The organism is Kitasatospora terrestris (assembly GCF_039542905.1).
In the GTDB taxonomy this organism is placed as follows: Bacteria; Actinomycetota; Actinomycetes; order Streptomycetales; family Streptomycetaceae; genus Kitasatospora; species Kitasatospora terrestris.
On the sequence record NZ_BAABIS010000001.1, the window covers coordinates 6,530,211 to 6,544,651 of the forward strand.

Sequence of the window (14,441 nt, forward strand, 5' to 3'; positions counted from 1 at the left end):
TGGGACCCGTCCGCGCGGTGCGGTGCGAGTGATGGGGGGTGGTGTCAGCGGGTCGCGTCGGCCTGTCGGCGCAGGGCGGCGGGGTCCCGCAGCAGCTTCCCGGTGGCGGTCCGGGGGAGCTGCGGCAGCAGGTGGATCCGGCGGGGGAGTTTCCAGCCGGCCAGCTCGGTGCCGAGCAGTTCGCGCAACTGCTCGGCGGCGCTGCCAGGTGGTGCGTCGAGGGGGGGCCCGGCCGCCGCGTACGCCTCGACGGCGCCGTCGGTGAAGACGACCACCGCCTCGGTGACGCCGGGCAGGCCCGCGAGGGTCTGCTCGACCTCGGTCAGGTCGATCTTGAGGCCGCCGATCGAGACCTGGGAGTCGCGCCGGCCGAGCAGGGTCACCGCTCCGGTCGCCGGGTCGATCAGGGCCGCGTCGCGGGTGTGCAGCAAGCCGTCCGACCAGCGGGTCGGGTCGGTGACGCCGAGGTACGGCGACTCCGGCCGGCGGATGTGCAGTTCGCCGTCGGCGACCCGCAGTTCCATGCCGTGGACGGGGACGAGCCGCGGATGGCCGAGGCCCGAGAGGTCGGTGGCGATCACCCCGGTCTCGGTCATCCCGTACATGGTGCCCAGCGGCACCCCGAAGCGTCGGCGGAACGCCTCCGGGAGCGCGGGGCGGACCAGCTCGCCGGCGACGATCATCCGGCGCAGCTGGGGCAGGGGGGCCGGCAGCGGGTGCGCGGCCAGCAGTTCGGCGTGGAACGGCACCCCGATCAGGGTGGTCGGGGCGTCGCCGGCGGCGACCGCGGCCAGGATGGCGGCCGGGGTCGCCCGGCCTGGCACCACCAGTTCCACGCCCGCGTGCAGGGCGTGCAGCAGGCCGCCGACCAGGCCGAGGACGTGCACCGTCGAGGACAGCAGCACGGTCCGGCCGCCGGCCTTCGGGAAGTCCTCCAGCCTTTCGTAGCAGTCGAGTTCACGCAGCAGGTCGTCGGCCGTGCGGGCGATCACCTTGGACGGCCCGGTGGAGCCCGAACTGAGCTGCACCAGCACGTGCCGGGTGGCGGCCGGGCGTCCGTCCGGGAGCGGGCGCGCGCCGTCGGCCGTGCACAGCACCTGCGGGCGCAGCCGTTCCAGGGCTCGGTCCACCTCGGTGGCGGTCAGCCGGTGGTCGAGCAGGACGGCCTGGCCGCCCGCCCGCCAGACGGCCAGCAGGGTGGCCACGTGGCCGAGCGAGGGCGGCAGCAGCAGCGCCGCGGTGCCGCCGGACCGCAGTCCGGCGCCGGTCAGCAGCGCCTGCTGCTCGGCGACCAGCGACCGCAGGGCGGCCCGGTCCACCGGCCGGTCGAACCGGAGGCAGGGGTCGCCGTCCGGTCCGGCGAGCAGATGGTGGTCGACCCAGTCCGGGCCGGCGGTCGGGCCGGATCGGTCGGGGTTGGGGGTACGCGTCAACGCAACTCCACGCGTCGGGAAGTGGGAGCAGGTCAAGGCCGGAGCGAAAGCTCAGAGACTTGTGATGGTTCGGTGTCGATTCCCCGTTGGACCAGACCATTGCACGGGATCCCACGGAGGGTCAAGGTCTATACCAGTTGCGGGATCTTCCCTACGCTGTCCCTCGCTCAAGCGGAATGTGACTGATCATCAGGGAGGTGCAGCGGCAGTGCTCCCGCTCACCCCGGCCGACTACCGGGCCCTCGCCCGGGCCCGACTTCCCGCCGCCACCTGGGACTTCTTCGAGGGCGGCGCCGGCGCCGAGTGGACCCTGCGGGCCAACCGCGCGCAGTTCCGCCGCCACGTGCTGCGGCCGCGCGTCCTGGTCGACGTCTCGGCGCCGGACTGCTCCACCGAGCTGTTCGGCGCCCGGCTCGCCGCGCCGTTCGGGGTCGCGCCGATGGCGTACCATCAACTCGCCTGTCCGGAGGGCGAGATCGCCACCGCCCGGGCCGCCCGCGCGGCCGGGGCGCTGCTGGTGGTCTCGATCTTCGCCGGGCGGCGCCTGGAGGAGATCGCCCGGGCCGGCGGCGACGCCCCGCGCTGGCTCCAGCTGTACTGGCTGCGCGACCGGGCGGCGCTGGCCGACCTGGCCGGGCGGGCCGAGGCCGCCGGCTTCGGCGCGCTGGTGCTGACCGTGGACGCGCCCAAGGTCGCCCGGCGGCTGCGCGACCTGCGCAACTCCTTCGCCGTCCCGGACGGCGTCCGCGCGGTGAACCTCGACGCCGCCCTGGCCGTGGGTGCGGCGCGCTCGGGTTCGTCCGCGATCGAGGCGCACTCGGTCGAGCAGTTCGACCGTAGCATCACCTGGGCGGATTTGTCGTGGCTTCGTCAAAAAACCTCGCTGCCGCTGGTGCTGAAGGGCGTGCTGACCGCCGAGGACGCCCGCCGGGCGGTCGACCACGGCGTGGACGCCCTGGTCGTCTCCAACCACGGCGGACGCCAACTCGACGGCGCCCCACCCGCCCTGGCCGCCCTTCCGGAGGTCGTCGACGCCGTCCCCGCCGACTGCCCCGTGCTGGTCGACGGCGGGATCCGGCACGGCACCGACCTCGCCAAGGCCCTCGCGCTCGGCGCCCGCGCCGCGCTGATCGGCCGACCCGTGCTCTGGGGACTCGCCCACAGCGGCGAGCCGGGCGCCCGGCACGTCCTCGACCTGCTGCGCACCGAACTCCTCGACACCCTGGTGCTCTCCGGCCGCCCGACCCTGGCCGACCTGGACCGCACCCTGCTGGCCGACTGGCCGCCACCCCACCACCTTCGCCGAGAGGACCCACCCGGGTGACCACCGCCCCCGCCCACCGGACCGACCCGCGCTTCCCTGGCTGGGACTGGGAGGACCCGGCCGCCCTCGGTGCCCTCACCGACGGCTTCACCGAGAACCTCGCCCGCTGCGCGAGCATCGAGACCGTCCGCGACCGGCTCCCGCGCACCCGCCGGGAACTCGCCGGACTCGGCGTCACCGGCATCGAGTTCGCGGCCTTCGCCACCCGCCACCCGGAGGCGATCGGCACCGACCTGGTCGCCGTCCGCAGCCCCGATGCCACCACCGAGTCCGGCCCGCTCTACCGGATCGACGGCAGCCACCTCTTCACCCGGCTCGACATCTCCGAGCCGCTGCCCCTCGACGACCACAGCGTCGACTGGGTCTACGCCGAACACCTCATCGAACACGTGCCGCTGCCCGTCGCCGTCCACTGGCTCGGCGAGGTCCGCCGCATCCTGCGTCCGGGCGGCCTGCTCCGCCTCACCACCCCCGACCTGGAGCGCTACGTCCGCGGCTACCTGGACCGGGACGAGGAGTTCTTCCGGCGCCACCGGCGCCGGCTGCGCACCCTGCGGGTCGGCCCGCCGATGCCCGAACGCCGGGCCTTCATGCTCAACCAGATCTTCTACCACTTCGGACACCGCTGGATCTTCGACGAGGACGAGCTCCGGCACGTCCTGGACCGGGCCGGCTACCAGGGCTGGACCGTCGAGCGCCGCGCCCACCAGGAGGGCCACCGCCCCGACGTCGCCGCCCTCGACACCGCCTTCCGCAAGGACGAGTCGATCTACCTCGAAGCGCGCGCCCCGGAGGCGTCCTGATGCCCCTGCACCCCGAGGCCGAGGCGCTGCGCGCCCGGCGCGCCGGGACGAACGCCCCGCCGCTCTACACCCTGACCGTGGCGCAGGCCCGGGCCGCCGACCTCGCCGACCTGCGGGCCGCCGGCGGCACCCCCGAGCCGGTCGCCGCCGTCACCGAGCACCGCGTCCCCGGCACCGGCGGGCAGCTCGCGGTGCGGTGCTACCACCCGGCCCGGCACGACCGGCCGCACCCCGCCCTGCTCTACCTGTACGGCGGCGGCTGGACCCTCGGCTGCCTGGACACCGGCGACGCGATCTGCCGCGCCCTCACCAACGCCACCGGCTGCCTGACCGCCACCGTCGGCTACCGGCTCGCCCCCGAACACCCCTTCCCCGCGGCCGTCGAGGACGCCTACACGGCCCTCGCCTGGCTGGCCGACCACGCCGCCGGGCTCGGCGCCGACCCCGACCGGCTGGCCGTCGGCGGCGACAGCGCCGGGGGCAACCTCGCCGCCGCCACCACCCTGCTCGCCCGTGAGCGCGGCGGCCCGGCCCTGCGCCACCAGCTTCTGGTCTACCCCAACACCGACCACCGGGCCGACACGCCCTCGCTGCGCGCCGGCGACGACCCGCTGCTCTTCAACCGCCACTCGGTGGCCTGGTACTGGCGCCACTACCTCGCCGACCCGGCCGACGGCGACAACCCGCTGGCCTCGCCGCTGCGCGCCCCCTCGCTCGCCGGGCTGCCCCCCGCCACCGTGATCACGGCGGAGCACGACCCGCTGCGCGACGAGGGCGAGGCCTACGCCGCCCGGCTCGCCGAGGCCGGGGTGGACGTCGAACTGCGGCGCTGGGACGGCATGCCGCACGGCTTCTTCGCCATGGCGGGCGTGCTCGCCGGCGGCGCGGACGCGCAGTGGTACGCGGCGGGCCGGCTGCGGGCGGCGCTGCGATGACCCTCGCCCTGGACCAGCTGCACGGCTCGCTCTCCGACCCGCTGCTGGACGCCATGACCTTCCTCAACGAGGTCACCGCGCGCTACCCCGACGCCGTCTCCTTCGCCCCCGGCCGCCCGCACGAGGAGCACTTCGATCCGGCGGCGATCCCGCGCCACCTGGAGCGGTACCTGCGCCACCTGCGGGAGGACCGCGGGATGGCGGAGGAGGAGGTCCGCCGGGAGCTCTTCCAGTACGGCCGCACCAAGGGCCTGATCGCCGGGCTCGTCGCCCGGACGCTGGCCGCCGACGAGGGCCTCGACGTCGACCCGGAGGCCCTGGTGGTCACCGTCGGCGCCCAGGAGGGCATGCTGCTGGTCCTGCGCGCCCTGTGCGCCGGCCCCGAGGACGTCCTGCTGGTCGCCGCACCCTGCTACGTCGGCGTGACGGGCGCCGCCCGGCTGCTGGACCTGACGGTCCGGCCGGTGCCGGAAGCCCCCGGCGGCGGGGGGCTCGACCCCGAGGCACTGGCCGCAGCCGCCCGGCGGGCCCGGGCCGAGGGCCTGCGGCCGCGCGCCTGCTACCTGGTGCCGGACTTCGCCAACCCCTCGGGCGCCAGCCTCCCGGTCGAGGCCAGGAAGCGGCTGCTCGCGGTCGCCGAGGAGCACGACCTGCTGCTCGTCGAGGACAACCCGTACGGCTTCTTCCGGCGCGGCGGCACGCCCGTGCGGCCCACCCTCAAGGCGCTGGACGGGGACCGGCGACGGGTCGTCCACCTCGGGTCCTTCGCCAAGACCTGCTTCCCCGGCGCCAGGGTCGGCTACGTGGTGGCCGACCAGCGGGTGGACCGCGGCGGCGGGCGGGCCGGGCTGCTCGCGGACGAGCTGGCGAAGCTGAAGAGCATGACGACGGTCAACACCCCGGCGCTCAGCCAGGCCGTGATCGGCGGCATGCTGCTGGAGGCCGACCGCGGCCTGCGCGTGGCGACGGCCGGCGCGGCGGAGTTCTACGCCCGCAACCTCGACACCCTGCTGGCCGAGCTGGAACGCCGCTTCCCGCCCGGCTCCCCGGTCACCTGGAACGCCCCGGACGGCGGGTACTTCGCGGTGCTCACGGTGCCGTTCGACGCCGACGAGAGGGCCCTCGACCGCTGCGCGCGGGAGTACGGCGTGCTGTGGACCCCGATGGCGCCGTTCTACCCGCACGGGGGAGGGGAGCGCTCGCTGCGGCTGTCCTGCTCCTACCTGACGGAGGACCGGATCGTCGACGGTGTCGGCCGGCTGGCCGCCTTCGTGGACGGCGCGTCCCGGTAGCGCAGCACGAGGAGGCCGGTCCGCTCTGCGGGCCGGCCTCCTCGTGCTGCGCGCGGCTAGCGGATCCGCCGGGCGAACAGGCGGGCCGCCCAGGCCACCGCCACCGCCGCGGTGACCGCGGTGAACAGCAGTCCGCGCCACACGGCCGGCGAGTCGACCTGGCCGGTGAACAGCGCCCGCATCGCCTCCACGCCCCAGTAGCACGGGTTCCAGGACGCCGCGGTGCGCAGCCAGGCCGGTGCCAGCGCGATCGGCAGCAGGGTGCCGGAGAGCAGCGCCAGCGGCTGCGCGATGGTGTTGACGATCGGCCCGAGCGCCGCGTCGCCGGGGACCAGCAGCGCCAGCCCGTACGACACGGAGGAGGCCATCAGCGCCATCAGCGCGAGCAGCGCGAAGGCGAGCAGCAGGTCGCCGACGCCCACGGTGAGGCCGAACGGGACCGCCAGCGCGGTGATGATCGCCGCCTGCACCAGCAGCGCCACGACCTCCCGCAGGGCCCGGCCGAGCAGCAGGGCGACCCGGCTGACCGGGGTGACCCGGGAGCGCTCCACGATGCCCGCGTGCAGCTCGCCGAGCAGGGTGAACCCGGTGAACAGGCCGCCCATCACGGCCAGTGCCGACAGCAGGCCGGGCACGTACACCCGGTACGCGTCGGCGGTCGAGACCGCCCCCGAGGAGGCCAGCGCGGTCTTCAGCAGCGGCGCGAACAGCAGCAGGTAGAACAGCGGTTGGAGCAGCCCGACCGCCAGCCACGCGGGTGTGCGGACCATCAGCAGCAGCTGCCGCTGGAAGACCAGCCAGGTGTCACGGGCGAGCTTCACGCCGCCTCCCCTCCTCTACTGGTCAGGGCCAGGAACACGTCGTCCAGGCTCGGCCGTTGCAACTGCACCAGCTCGGGTTCGGTGCCCGCGGCGGCGAGTTCGCGCAGCAGCTGCGGCACCGCGAGGGCGGCCTCCTCGACGTGCAGCCGCAGGCCGGTCTCGTCCGGCAGCCGTTCCAGGCGGCGCACGCACGGCAGCCGGGTGAGCGCGGCCTGGGCGGCGTCGACCGTGGCGGGCGGCAGGCCGACGGTCACCACGTCGCCGGAGATCTCCCGCTTGAGCTGCTCGGGCGTGCCCTCGGTGACGATCTCGCCGTGGTCGACGATGCCGATCCGGTCGCAGAGGGCGTCGGCCTCTTCGAGGTAGTGGGTGGTGAGCAGCACGGTCATGCCGTCGGCGCGCAGCCGGCGGATCTCGGCCCAGACCTGGGCGCGGCTGCGCGGGTCGAGGCCGACGGTGGGTTCGTCGAGGAACAGCACCCGGGGGCGGTGGATGACGCCGAGGGCGAGGTCGACGCGGCGGCGCTGGCCGCCGGAGTAGGTCCGGCAGCGCCGGTCGGCGAACTCGGTGAGGCCGAAGGCCTCCAGGGCGCCCTCGGCGCGCTGCCGGGCGTCCGCCTTGCCGATGCCGTGCATCCGGGCCTGCAGGACGAGCTCCTCGCGCGCGGAGGCGCCGTCGGTGGTGCCGCCGCCCTGGGCGACGTAGCCGATCCGGCGGCGGACCTCGCCGGGTTCGGCTAGCAGGTCGGCGCCGGCCACGGTGGCGTCGCCGCCGTCGGGGCGCAGCAGGGTGGCGAGCATGCGCAGGGTGGTGGTCTTGCCGGCTCCGTTGGGGCCGAGGAGGCCGTACACCTCGCCTTCGTCGACGGTGAGGTCGATGGCGCGGACGGCGTCCACGGCCTGGGAGCCGCGGCGGGGCTGGAAGGATTTGCGCAGCCCCTTGGTCACGATCAACCCGGACTCCTGTGGTCGGTGGGATCGACTGCGGCACCGACCCTAGGGTCTGGACCGCCCCCGCCACAATGGTCTGGACCAGATCACCGGAGTGATCGGTTCCGTCCGTCGGTGAACCGCTCCAGGTGTCCGACTGCGGCCTCGACGCCCCCTCCATGCAAGAGTTGACGACCCATCATCAAAGCGGCGGCGCGGTGGGACGGCCGGTCGAGCACCGTCCGCAGCGCGTCCCGCAGCTGCCCGGACGTGGCGCCGGCGAAGTCCACCCGGACTCCGGCGCCGGCCGCCGCGACCCGCTCGGCGACGTACGGCTGGTCGTGCCGGATCGGCGCCAGCACCAGCGGGACGCCGTGCACCAGCGCCTCGCAGACGGTGTTCATGCCGCCGTGGCAGAGCACCGCGTCCACCGCGCCGCGGGCCAGCAGCTCCAGCACCGGCACCCGGTCCAGCGCGATCCCGCCGGCCGGCGCGGGGCCGCCGCCGGCCCGGGCCAGCACCGGCTGCACGTCCGGCGCCAGCTCCTCCAGGGCCCGCGCGACCCGCTGGTGGAAGCCGTCCGCGACCTCCGCCGACAGGGTGCCCATGGTGACCAGCACCCGCCGCCGCGAGCCGTCCAGTCGCTCCCAGGGGAATTCCGCCGGCGTGCGCCCGCCCAGCAGCGGCCCCACCGTCGCGTACGGGGGCGGCAGTTCGCCGCCGAGCAGGGCGGGGCTTGCGGTGGAGAGCACCAGCCCGGGGGAGAACCGCGGGTCGAGGTACTCCTGCTCCGGCAGTCGGGCCGAGGCCCACAGCCCGCGCAGCACGCCGTCCAGCCAGCGCTCCAGCTCCCGCTCGCCGCGCAGCGGGCGGCCGATCTCCATCGCCGAGGGCGCGAACGTCGCCCACAACACCCCGGCCCGGTGCGCGGCCAGCGCGCCCGCCGGGCTGTGCTGGTCGACCAGCACCACGTCCGGCCGCCACTCGGCGACCGCCCGCTCCACCGCCTTCAGGGTGAAGCGGCTGTACGGCACCACGAAGCCCTCCCAGAGCGAGCGGACCGCCGCCTCCCCGCCGCCCGCCTGCTCGCGGAACAGCCGCGACCCGGTCGGGAAGAGCCGGCCCCCGGGCCCCAGCAGCGGCCGGAACACCGGCTCGTTGCCCACCCAGGCGGCCTCGTGGCCGGCCGCCTCCCAGCCGCCGGCCAGGGCGAGCGCGGGATGGAGGTGGCCGGTCAGCGGCGGGACGGTCAACAGGCAGCGCAACGGGCGCGACGGCATGGGCACGGGTCCTTGTCGACTCGGCGGGGATCCCCGGAAGCGGGGCAGAATTGGCCTAGACCCTTGTGCGGGTCGGCGGGGCGACGGAATACTAGCCCGCGTGACCGCTCTGGAAGCAGTCGCCGTCCACCTGCCCCCCGTGGCCCGGCCGATCGAAGAGCTCGGCGAGGAACTCGGGTTGAGCGACCGTCAGGTCAAGCTGTTCCGCCGTTTCCACGGCCTCGACCAGGTCCGCCTGGACCCGGACGGGGACCTGACCGATCTGCTCGAAGGCGCCGCGACGGCGCTGACCGCCCTGCGCGGCCGCGAACACCGCGTCCGGTACGTGCTGCACGCGCGCAGCATGCCGATCGCGGCGCCCTACCCGCACAACCCGCTGCACGAGCTGCTCGGCCGTCTGGGGCTGGAGCACGCCCGTGCGTTCACCGTCACTCACCACGCCTGCGCCGGCTCCCTGCTGGCCATCGACGTGGCCGGTCGGCTGCTGGCGGCAGAACCCGACCCCGAGGCACTGGCGTTGATCCTGGCGGGCGAGAAGACCTTCACCCGGGACGCCCGACTCGTCCCGGAGACCGCCCTGTTCGGCGAGGGGGCGGCCGCCTGCCTGGTGCGGGCCGAAGGCGAACGCGACCGCGTGCTGTCGTACGCGGTCGACCTGCGCGGCGAGTTCGACGGGCGACTCGCCGAGGATCCGGACCTGCTCGCGCGCTACCAGCGCGACTACCCGGACGCCGTGGTAGGCGTCATGCGGGCGGCACTGGACGAGGCCGGGGAGACCTGGGACTCGATCCGGCTGCTGCTCCCGCACAACGTCAACCAGGTCTCCTGGAAACGGATCTGCCGCACGGTCGGGCTCCCGCTCGACCGGGTGGTGCTGGAGAACGTCCCCGCGGTGGGCCACAGCTTCACCGCGGACGTCTTCCTCAACCACCACACCGCCACCACCCGGGGCCTGCTCCACCCCGGCGACCGCTACCTGGTCGCCGCCGCCGGGCTCGGCGCGACCTTCGCCGCCATGGTGCTCCAGCACTGACGGCCGCGACGCCGCGCCGCGCCCCCGCCCCAGGGCACTCGTCCACTCTCCCGCCGCGCCCCGCACCGGGCCCGGCCCCAGATGGGATCCGCCATGACCGAAACCGCCCCCGCCGTCGAGACGGCCGTCGACCCCGAGCTGCGCGAGCGCGTCGTCGAGGGCATCCGGCTGCTGCTGCCCCGCGTCCTCAAGCGCGAACTCCCGCCGCCGGACGAGAACGTCTGCCTCTTCGACGAGCTCGGCCTCACCTCCGCGGGCACCCTGGAACTCATCCTCGAACTCGAGGACCACCTCGACATCCAGGTCGACGTCGAGGAGATCGGCCAGGACGACCTGCGCTCGCTCGGCACCCTGGCCGGCTTCGTCGCCGCCCACGTCGTCCCCGAGGACTGAGCCCGTGCGCGTCAGCGGCCCGCTGCCCCCGCAGCCCGCCGCCGCACCGCTGCGCCTGGCCGCCGCCGCGAGCGCCGACTTCACCGGCGACTCGCCGCTCGCCCGCGACCCGGACCTGCGCGTCCTCGTCTCCGACCTCGCCCGCCCGTACGGCGTCGCGCTCGACGAGGACGCGCTGCGCCGCGGCCGCGGCCAGTCGTACGGCGAGATGGCCGAGCGGCTCCTCGCGCAGCTCGTCCCGGACGGGCCGGACGTCGACCTGCTGGTCCTGGTCTACGCCGCGCCCGACGTCCGGCCCGGCCGGGCCGTCGCCGTGCACCTCGCCGGCGTGTGCCCGGGGCGGCCGCTGGCGTTCGCGGTCTGCGACCAGGGCTCCGCCGGGACGTTCAGCGCGCTGCGGATCGCCGACGCGTACGGGCGCACCGGGGGCGCCCGGCGGGCCCTGCTGATCGCGCTCGAACAGTCCTCGCTGCACCACCGGCCCGACCGGCCGGCCCGGCTGCCGGACCGGCACACCGCCGCCGCCCTGCTGTTCGAGACCGGCGGCAGCCACCGGTTGGCCGCCCACCGGGAGCACACCGCCGTCACCACCGCCGACCTGCCCGCCGCCCTCGCCGCGCTCACCGCCGACCTGCCCGCCGACACCCGGCTCCACCTCGGGCCGGGCCTCACCCACCTGCCCGCGGCGGCCACCCGCCGCGCCCTGCCGGGCACCCCGTTCACCGGCACCTGGCGGACGCTCGCCACCGCGCTGCCCACCCCGTACCCGATCGCGCTGGTCGACCACGACCCCGACCACGGGCGGCTCGACCTGGCGCTCCTGACCCCGGAGGCGGCGTGAAGGGGGCGGCTCGGGCGGCGGCGGCCCACCCGGCGGACCCGGGGCCGTTCCGGAGCGCGGTACCGGGCCCTCCGCCACGCGCGGTCGCCGGTACGCCGGTGGTCGAGGTGTGGGTGATCCGGACGGACCAGCCGCCGGAGACGGTGGCCGAGCTCGGCCGCCACCTGGACGAGGAGGAGCGGTCGCGGCGGGCCGGCGCACCGGCCGCGCGGTCGCGGTTCACCGTCTCGCACGCCGCCGCCCGGCTGCTGACCGCGGCCGCCGCCGGCGTCCCGCCGTCGGAGGTGCGCTGGCGTCGCGGCCCGCACGGGCGCCCGGACGCCGAAGGTCCCGCCGCCCGGCTGACCGTGAACCTCTCCACCGCCGGGCCGTGGTCGCTGTTCGCCCTCGCCCCGGCCGGGGCCGACGTCGGCGTCGACCTGGAGGCCGAACCGCCGGCCGCGGCCGCGCTCCGGCTCGCCCGCCGCTGGTTCCCGCCCGCCGAGGCCGCCGAGGTCGAGTCGGCCGCCTCCCCGCCCGCCCGCTTCGCCGAGCTCTGGACCCGCAAGGAGGCGTACGTCAAGGCCCTCGGCGCCCGCCTCGCCGAAGGCCTGCCCGTCCCCGCGGCCGGCAGCCCGGTCAGCGGGCCGGCCGGTACCTGCGCGGTCCGCCCGCTCGCCCTGCCGCCCGAACTCCGCACCCACCGCGCCGCCGTCGCCCGCCGCTCGACCGAGCCGTTCGCCGTGCGCCTGCGCACCTGGTCCCCGCCGTCCGCATCCCGTGCATCCCGTGAGGCCCACCGATGACCGATCCCAGCCCCGCCACCACCGACGCGACGCCCCTGCCCACCGGCGTGCCCGGCGTCGAACTGCACCCCGGCCCGTACCAGGACGTGATCGCCGCCCTCCGCACCGGCATCGCCGCCCTCGCCGCGAACGCCGCCGCCGACACCGGCACAGCCGCCGAGCCGCTGCGCCGGGTCGCCGTCCCCCCGGTGATCTCCCGCCGCACCATCGAACGGGCCGGCTACGCCGCGTCCTTCCCGCACCTGCTGGGCACGGTGCACGGCTTCACCGGCACCTCACGCGAGTGGCGCGAGCTCGCCCCGCTGGTCGCCACCGGCGGCGAGTGGCACGCGCGGCAGGAGGTCACCGACCTGGTGCTGCTCCCCGCCGCCTGCTACCCGCTCTACGAGCTGCTCGCCGGCCTCGACGTCACCGACGCCGCACCGCGGTTCTCGGTCGAGGCGCAGTGCTTCCGGCAGGAGGCGACCAGCGAACCGGGCCGGCTGCGCAGCTTCCGGATGGCGGAGCTGGTCACCGCCGGAACGCCCGCGCACTGCACCGCGTGGCGCGACCGGCACCTCGACCTGATGGAGGCGTGGCTGACCGCGCTCGGCCTGAAGCCGACCGTCGAGGTGGCCGACGACCCGTTCTTCGGCGGCGGCCGGAAGGTGTTCCAGGCGGCCCAGCGCGCCCAGCAGTTGAAGTTCGAGCTGCGCGTCCCGCTGGCCGACGGCGTGGTCCAGGCGGTGGCCTCCGTCAACCTGCACAAGGACCACTTCGGCGAGGTCTTCGGCTTCACCGCGGCCGGGGCGCCCGGGCACACCTCCTGCGCGGCGTTCGGCCTGGACCGGATCGCCCGGGCGCTGCTCCACACCCACGGGCCCCGGCCGTCCGACTGGCCGGCCGACCTGGCGCGGGCGCTCGAAGGGGGCCGGGCATGACCACCGAGCGCGTCACGATCGCCTACCGCGTCCCCGGCGAGCCCGCCGAGGCGCCGCTCACCCTCGGCCAGGACAACATGATCCGCTGCCTGCGCCGCGACCTGCCCTCGCACATGAACAAGCACGCCGTCTGGCCCGTCCCGCCCGGCGCCGACCGGGCCGCCTGCCTGGACGCGCTGCGCACCCTGGCCGAGCGCCACGCCGCCCTGCGGACCGTCTTCCCCGGCCCGGCCGGCGACCAGCCGACCCACCAACGCGCTTTGAGCGATGGAGAGTTCGGAGTCGACGTCACCGAACTCGACCCGGCCGAGGACCCGGACGCCCGGGCCGACGAGGTCACCCGGCACGACCGGGAGTTCGCCTTCGCGCTGGCCGAGGACTTCCCGCTGCGCTGCACCCTGCTCACCCGCGACGGCGTCCCGCTGCGCCTCGCCGTGGTCATCTGCCACGCCCAACTCGACGGCACCGCCACCGGGTTGCTGTTCCAGGACTGGTTCCGGCTGGCATCCGGCGAGGAGCTGCCGCCCGCCACCGGCCGGACCCCGATCGAGGTCGCCGAACTGGAGCGGTCGGCCTCCGGCCGCCGCCGGGCCACCGCGGCGCTGCGGCACTGGGAGCGGATCCTGCGCGAGGAGCCGGCGACCGTCTTCGCCGACGACCGGATCGGCCCGAACGACGCCCAACTGCCCACCCTGGTCCTGCGGTCCGTCAAGGCGGCGGACGCCCTGGAGCGCACCGCCCGGCGCACCGGCGCCGGCCCGTCGGCCGTCCTGCTGGCCTGCTACGCCGCGCTGGCGGCCGCCCGGGCCGACCAGAGCACCGTGGTGGTGGCGGCGCTCTCCGCCAACCGGCACCGGCCGGGGCTGGCGGACCACATCGGCACCCTCGCCCAGGACGCGCTGCTGGCCCTGGACACCGCCGCCGCCGACCTGGACGAGCTGATCGGCCGCACCCAGGCCTCCGCGCTCGGCGGGTACTGGCACAGCACCTTCGACGCGGAGAAGGTCTGGCGGCTGATCGAGGACGTCGCCGTCGACCGCGGCGCCCGGTTCGTCCGCCAGGTGGTGGTCAACGACCTGAGCGGCACCGTCCCGCCCGGGGTCACGCCCGAGCGGGCCGACCCGCCGGTCGACCCGTTGCTCGCCTGGCTGCCGCCGGACCCGATCCCGACCCGGCTGATGCTCAACATCTGGCGGGTCACCGGGTGCCTCGAACTCACCCTGCACACCCACCGCGACGTGCTCGACCGGGCGGAGAGCGAGCGCTTCGCGCACGCCCTGCTGGACCTGCTGGAGCTCGCCGCCGAGCGGCCCGTCCCGCTCGCCGAACTCGCCGCCCTGGCCGGCCTGCCCAGCGCCGTCCGCGACAAGGGCAGCTGGCACCGGATCGACAACACCTGGATCGACCTGGACGCCGTCGCCGACGTGGTGCGCACGGCCCTCGACCCGCAGGACGTCGACGTCGAGCACGCGGACGGCAGGCTGACCGCCCGGATCACCACCCGCGGACGGGCCCTCACGCCCGCCGAGGCGCACGCCGCCGTGATGGCCGCGCTGCCCGGCCACGACCGGGCGATGGCCCCGCACCACTACGTGCTGACCCCGTACGGCGAGGGCCCCGGCCGCCCCGGGGCCCCGGCGGAGTGAGACGAT

General features: G+C 75.9%; 14 protein-coding genes. 10 read left to right on the forward strand and 4 right to left on the reverse strand.

Translation table 11 applies throughout. The annotated features are described in order from the left end of the window. Positions 1 to 44: 44 nt before the first annotated feature. Positions 45 to 1,433, reverse strand: coding sequence for a class I adenylate-forming enzyme family protein (locus ABEB06_RS29970; protein ID WP_345700028.1), 1,389 nt, complete (start codon positions 1,431 to 1,433; stop codon positions 45 to 47). 208 nt (positions 1,434 to 1,641) lie between these two features. Between ABEB06_RS29970 and ABEB06_RS29975 the strand changes: the two genes are divergently transcribed. The 4 genes from ABEB06_RS29975 to ABEB06_RS29990 are packed head-to-tail and all read left to right on the forward strand — an operon-like array spanning position 1,642 to position 5,787. Further along, the gene (locus tag ABEB06_RS29975) at positions 1,642 to 2,757 is read left to right on the forward strand and encodes an alpha-hydroxy acid oxidase (RefSeq protein ID WP_345700029.1); all 1,116 of its coding nucleotides are present in this window, start codon (positions 1,642 to 1,644) and stop codon (positions 2,755 to 2,757) included. After that, complete coding sequence (locus ABEB06_RS29980; protein ID WP_345700030.1) at positions 2,754 to 3,560, forward strand: class I SAM-dependent methyltransferase; 807 nt, start codon at positions 2,754 to 2,756, stop codon at positions 3,558 to 3,560. The genes ABEB06_RS29975 and ABEB06_RS29980 overlap by 4 nt, the downstream gene beginning before the upstream one ends. After that, the gene (locus ABEB06_RS29985) at positions 3,560 to 4,495 is read left to right on the forward strand and encodes an alpha/beta hydrolase (RefSeq protein ID WP_345700031.1); all 936 of its coding nucleotides are present in this window, start codon (positions 3,560 to 3,562) and stop codon (positions 4,493 to 4,495) included. The genes ABEB06_RS29980 and ABEB06_RS29985 overlap by 1 nt, the downstream gene beginning before the upstream one ends. Continuing rightward, a complete protein-coding gene (locus tag ABEB06_RS29990; RefSeq protein WP_345700032.1) occupies positions 4,492 to 5,787 on the forward strand; it encodes an aminotransferase-like domain-containing protein in 1,296 nt (431 codons plus the stop codon). Before ABEB06_RS29985 ends, ABEB06_RS29990 begins: the two co-directional genes overlap by 4 nt. A 56-nt stretch (positions 5,788 to 5,843) precedes the next feature. Here the strand turns inward: ABEB06_RS29990 and ABEB06_RS29995 are convergent, their stop codons facing one another. The 3 genes from ABEB06_RS29995 to ABEB06_RS30005 form a co-directional block, all read right to left on the reverse strand. Then, positions 5,844 to 6,608: an ABC transporter permease gene (locus ABEB06_RS29995; protein WP_345700033.1), complete on the reverse strand. Its 765-nt coding sequence runs from the start codon at positions 6,606 to 6,608 to the stop codon at positions 5,844 to 5,846. Next, entirely contained in the window at positions 6,605 to 7,555 is a 951-nt protein-coding gene (locus ABEB06_RS30000) for an ATP-binding cassette domain-containing protein (protein WP_345702039.1), read from the reverse strand. The genes ABEB06_RS29995 and ABEB06_RS30000 overlap by 4 nt, the downstream gene beginning before the upstream one ends. Before the next feature lie 89 nt (positions 7,556 to 7,644). Beyond that, complete coding sequence (locus ABEB06_RS30005) at positions 7,645 to 8,817, reverse strand: glycosyltransferase (RefSeq protein WP_345700034.1); 1,173 nt, start codon at positions 8,815 to 8,817, stop codon at positions 7,645 to 7,647. A gap of 100 nt (positions 8,818 to 8,917) precedes the next feature. Here ABEB06_RS30005 and ABEB06_RS30010 point away from each other — a divergent pair, with 100 nt between their 5' ends. The 6 genes from ABEB06_RS30010 (at position 8,918) to ABEB06_RS30035 (ending at position 14,435) form a co-directional block, all read left to right on the forward strand. Further along, positions 8,918 to 9,850, forward strand: coding sequence for a 3-oxoacyl-[acyl-carrier-protein] synthase III C-terminal domain-containing protein (locus tag ABEB06_RS30010; protein ID WP_345700035.1), 933 nt, complete (start codon positions 8,918 to 8,920; stop codon positions 9,848 to 9,850). Positions 9,851 to 9,943: 93 nt separating this feature from the next. After that, the gene (locus ABEB06_RS30015; protein WP_345700036.1) at positions 9,944 to 10,243 is read left to right on the forward strand and encodes a phosphopantetheine-binding protein; all 300 of its coding nucleotides are present in this window, start codon (positions 9,944 to 9,946) and stop codon (positions 10,241 to 10,243) included. A gap of 4 nt (positions 10,244 to 10,247) precedes the next feature. Then, complete coding sequence (locus tag ABEB06_RS30020; RefSeq protein WP_345700037.1) at positions 10,248 to 11,084, forward strand: hypothetical protein; 837 nt, start codon at positions 10,248 to 10,250, stop codon at positions 11,082 to 11,084. A gap of 113 nt (positions 11,085 to 11,197) precedes the next feature. Beyond that, positions 11,198 to 11,869, forward strand: coding sequence for a 4'-phosphopantetheinyl transferase family protein (locus ABEB06_RS30025; protein WP_345700038.1), 672 nt, complete (start codon positions 11,198 to 11,200; stop codon positions 11,867 to 11,869). Continuing rightward, entirely contained in the window at positions 11,866 to 12,789 is a 924-nt protein-coding gene (locus tag ABEB06_RS30030; protein ID WP_345700039.1) for a class-II aminoacyl-tRNA synthetase family protein, read from the forward strand. Before ABEB06_RS30025 ends, ABEB06_RS30030 begins: the two co-directional genes overlap by 4 nt. Continuing rightward, positions 12,786 to 14,435 carry a condensation domain-containing protein gene (locus ABEB06_RS30035; protein ID WP_345700040.1) on the forward strand — a complete coding sequence of 550 codons (1,650 nt, stop codon included), beginning with the start codon at positions 12,786 to 12,788 and terminating at the stop codon, positions 14,433 to 14,435. Before ABEB06_RS30030 ends, ABEB06_RS30035 begins: the two co-directional genes overlap by 4 nt. Positions 14,436 to 14,441 lie beyond the last annotated feature (6 nt).

Coding starts and splice junctions, on each gene's coding strand:
- ABEB06_RS29985 (WP_345700031.1), top strand. CDS start 3,560: ATGCCCCTGCACCCCGAGGCCGAGGCGCTGCGCGCCCGGCGCGCCGGG.
- ABEB06_RS29990 (WP_345700032.1), top strand. CDS start 4,492: ATGACCCTCGCCCTGGACCAGCTGCACGGCTCGCTCTCCGACCCGCTG.
- ABEB06_RS30005 (WP_345700034.1), bottom strand. CDS start 8,817: ATGCCGTCGCGCCCGTTGCGCTGCCTGTTGACCGTCCCGCCGCTGACC.
- ABEB06_RS30015 (WP_345700036.1), top strand. CDS start 9,944: ATGACCGAAACCGCCCCCGCCGTCGAGACGGCCGTCGACCCCGAGCTG.
- ABEB06_RS30030 (WP_345700039.1), top strand. CDS start 11,866: ATGACCGATCCCAGCCCCGCCACCACCGACGCGACGCCCCTGCCCACC.
- ABEB06_RS30035 (WP_345700040.1), top strand. CDS start 12,786: ATGACCACCGAGCGCGTCACGATCGCCTACCGCGTCCCCGGCGAGCCC.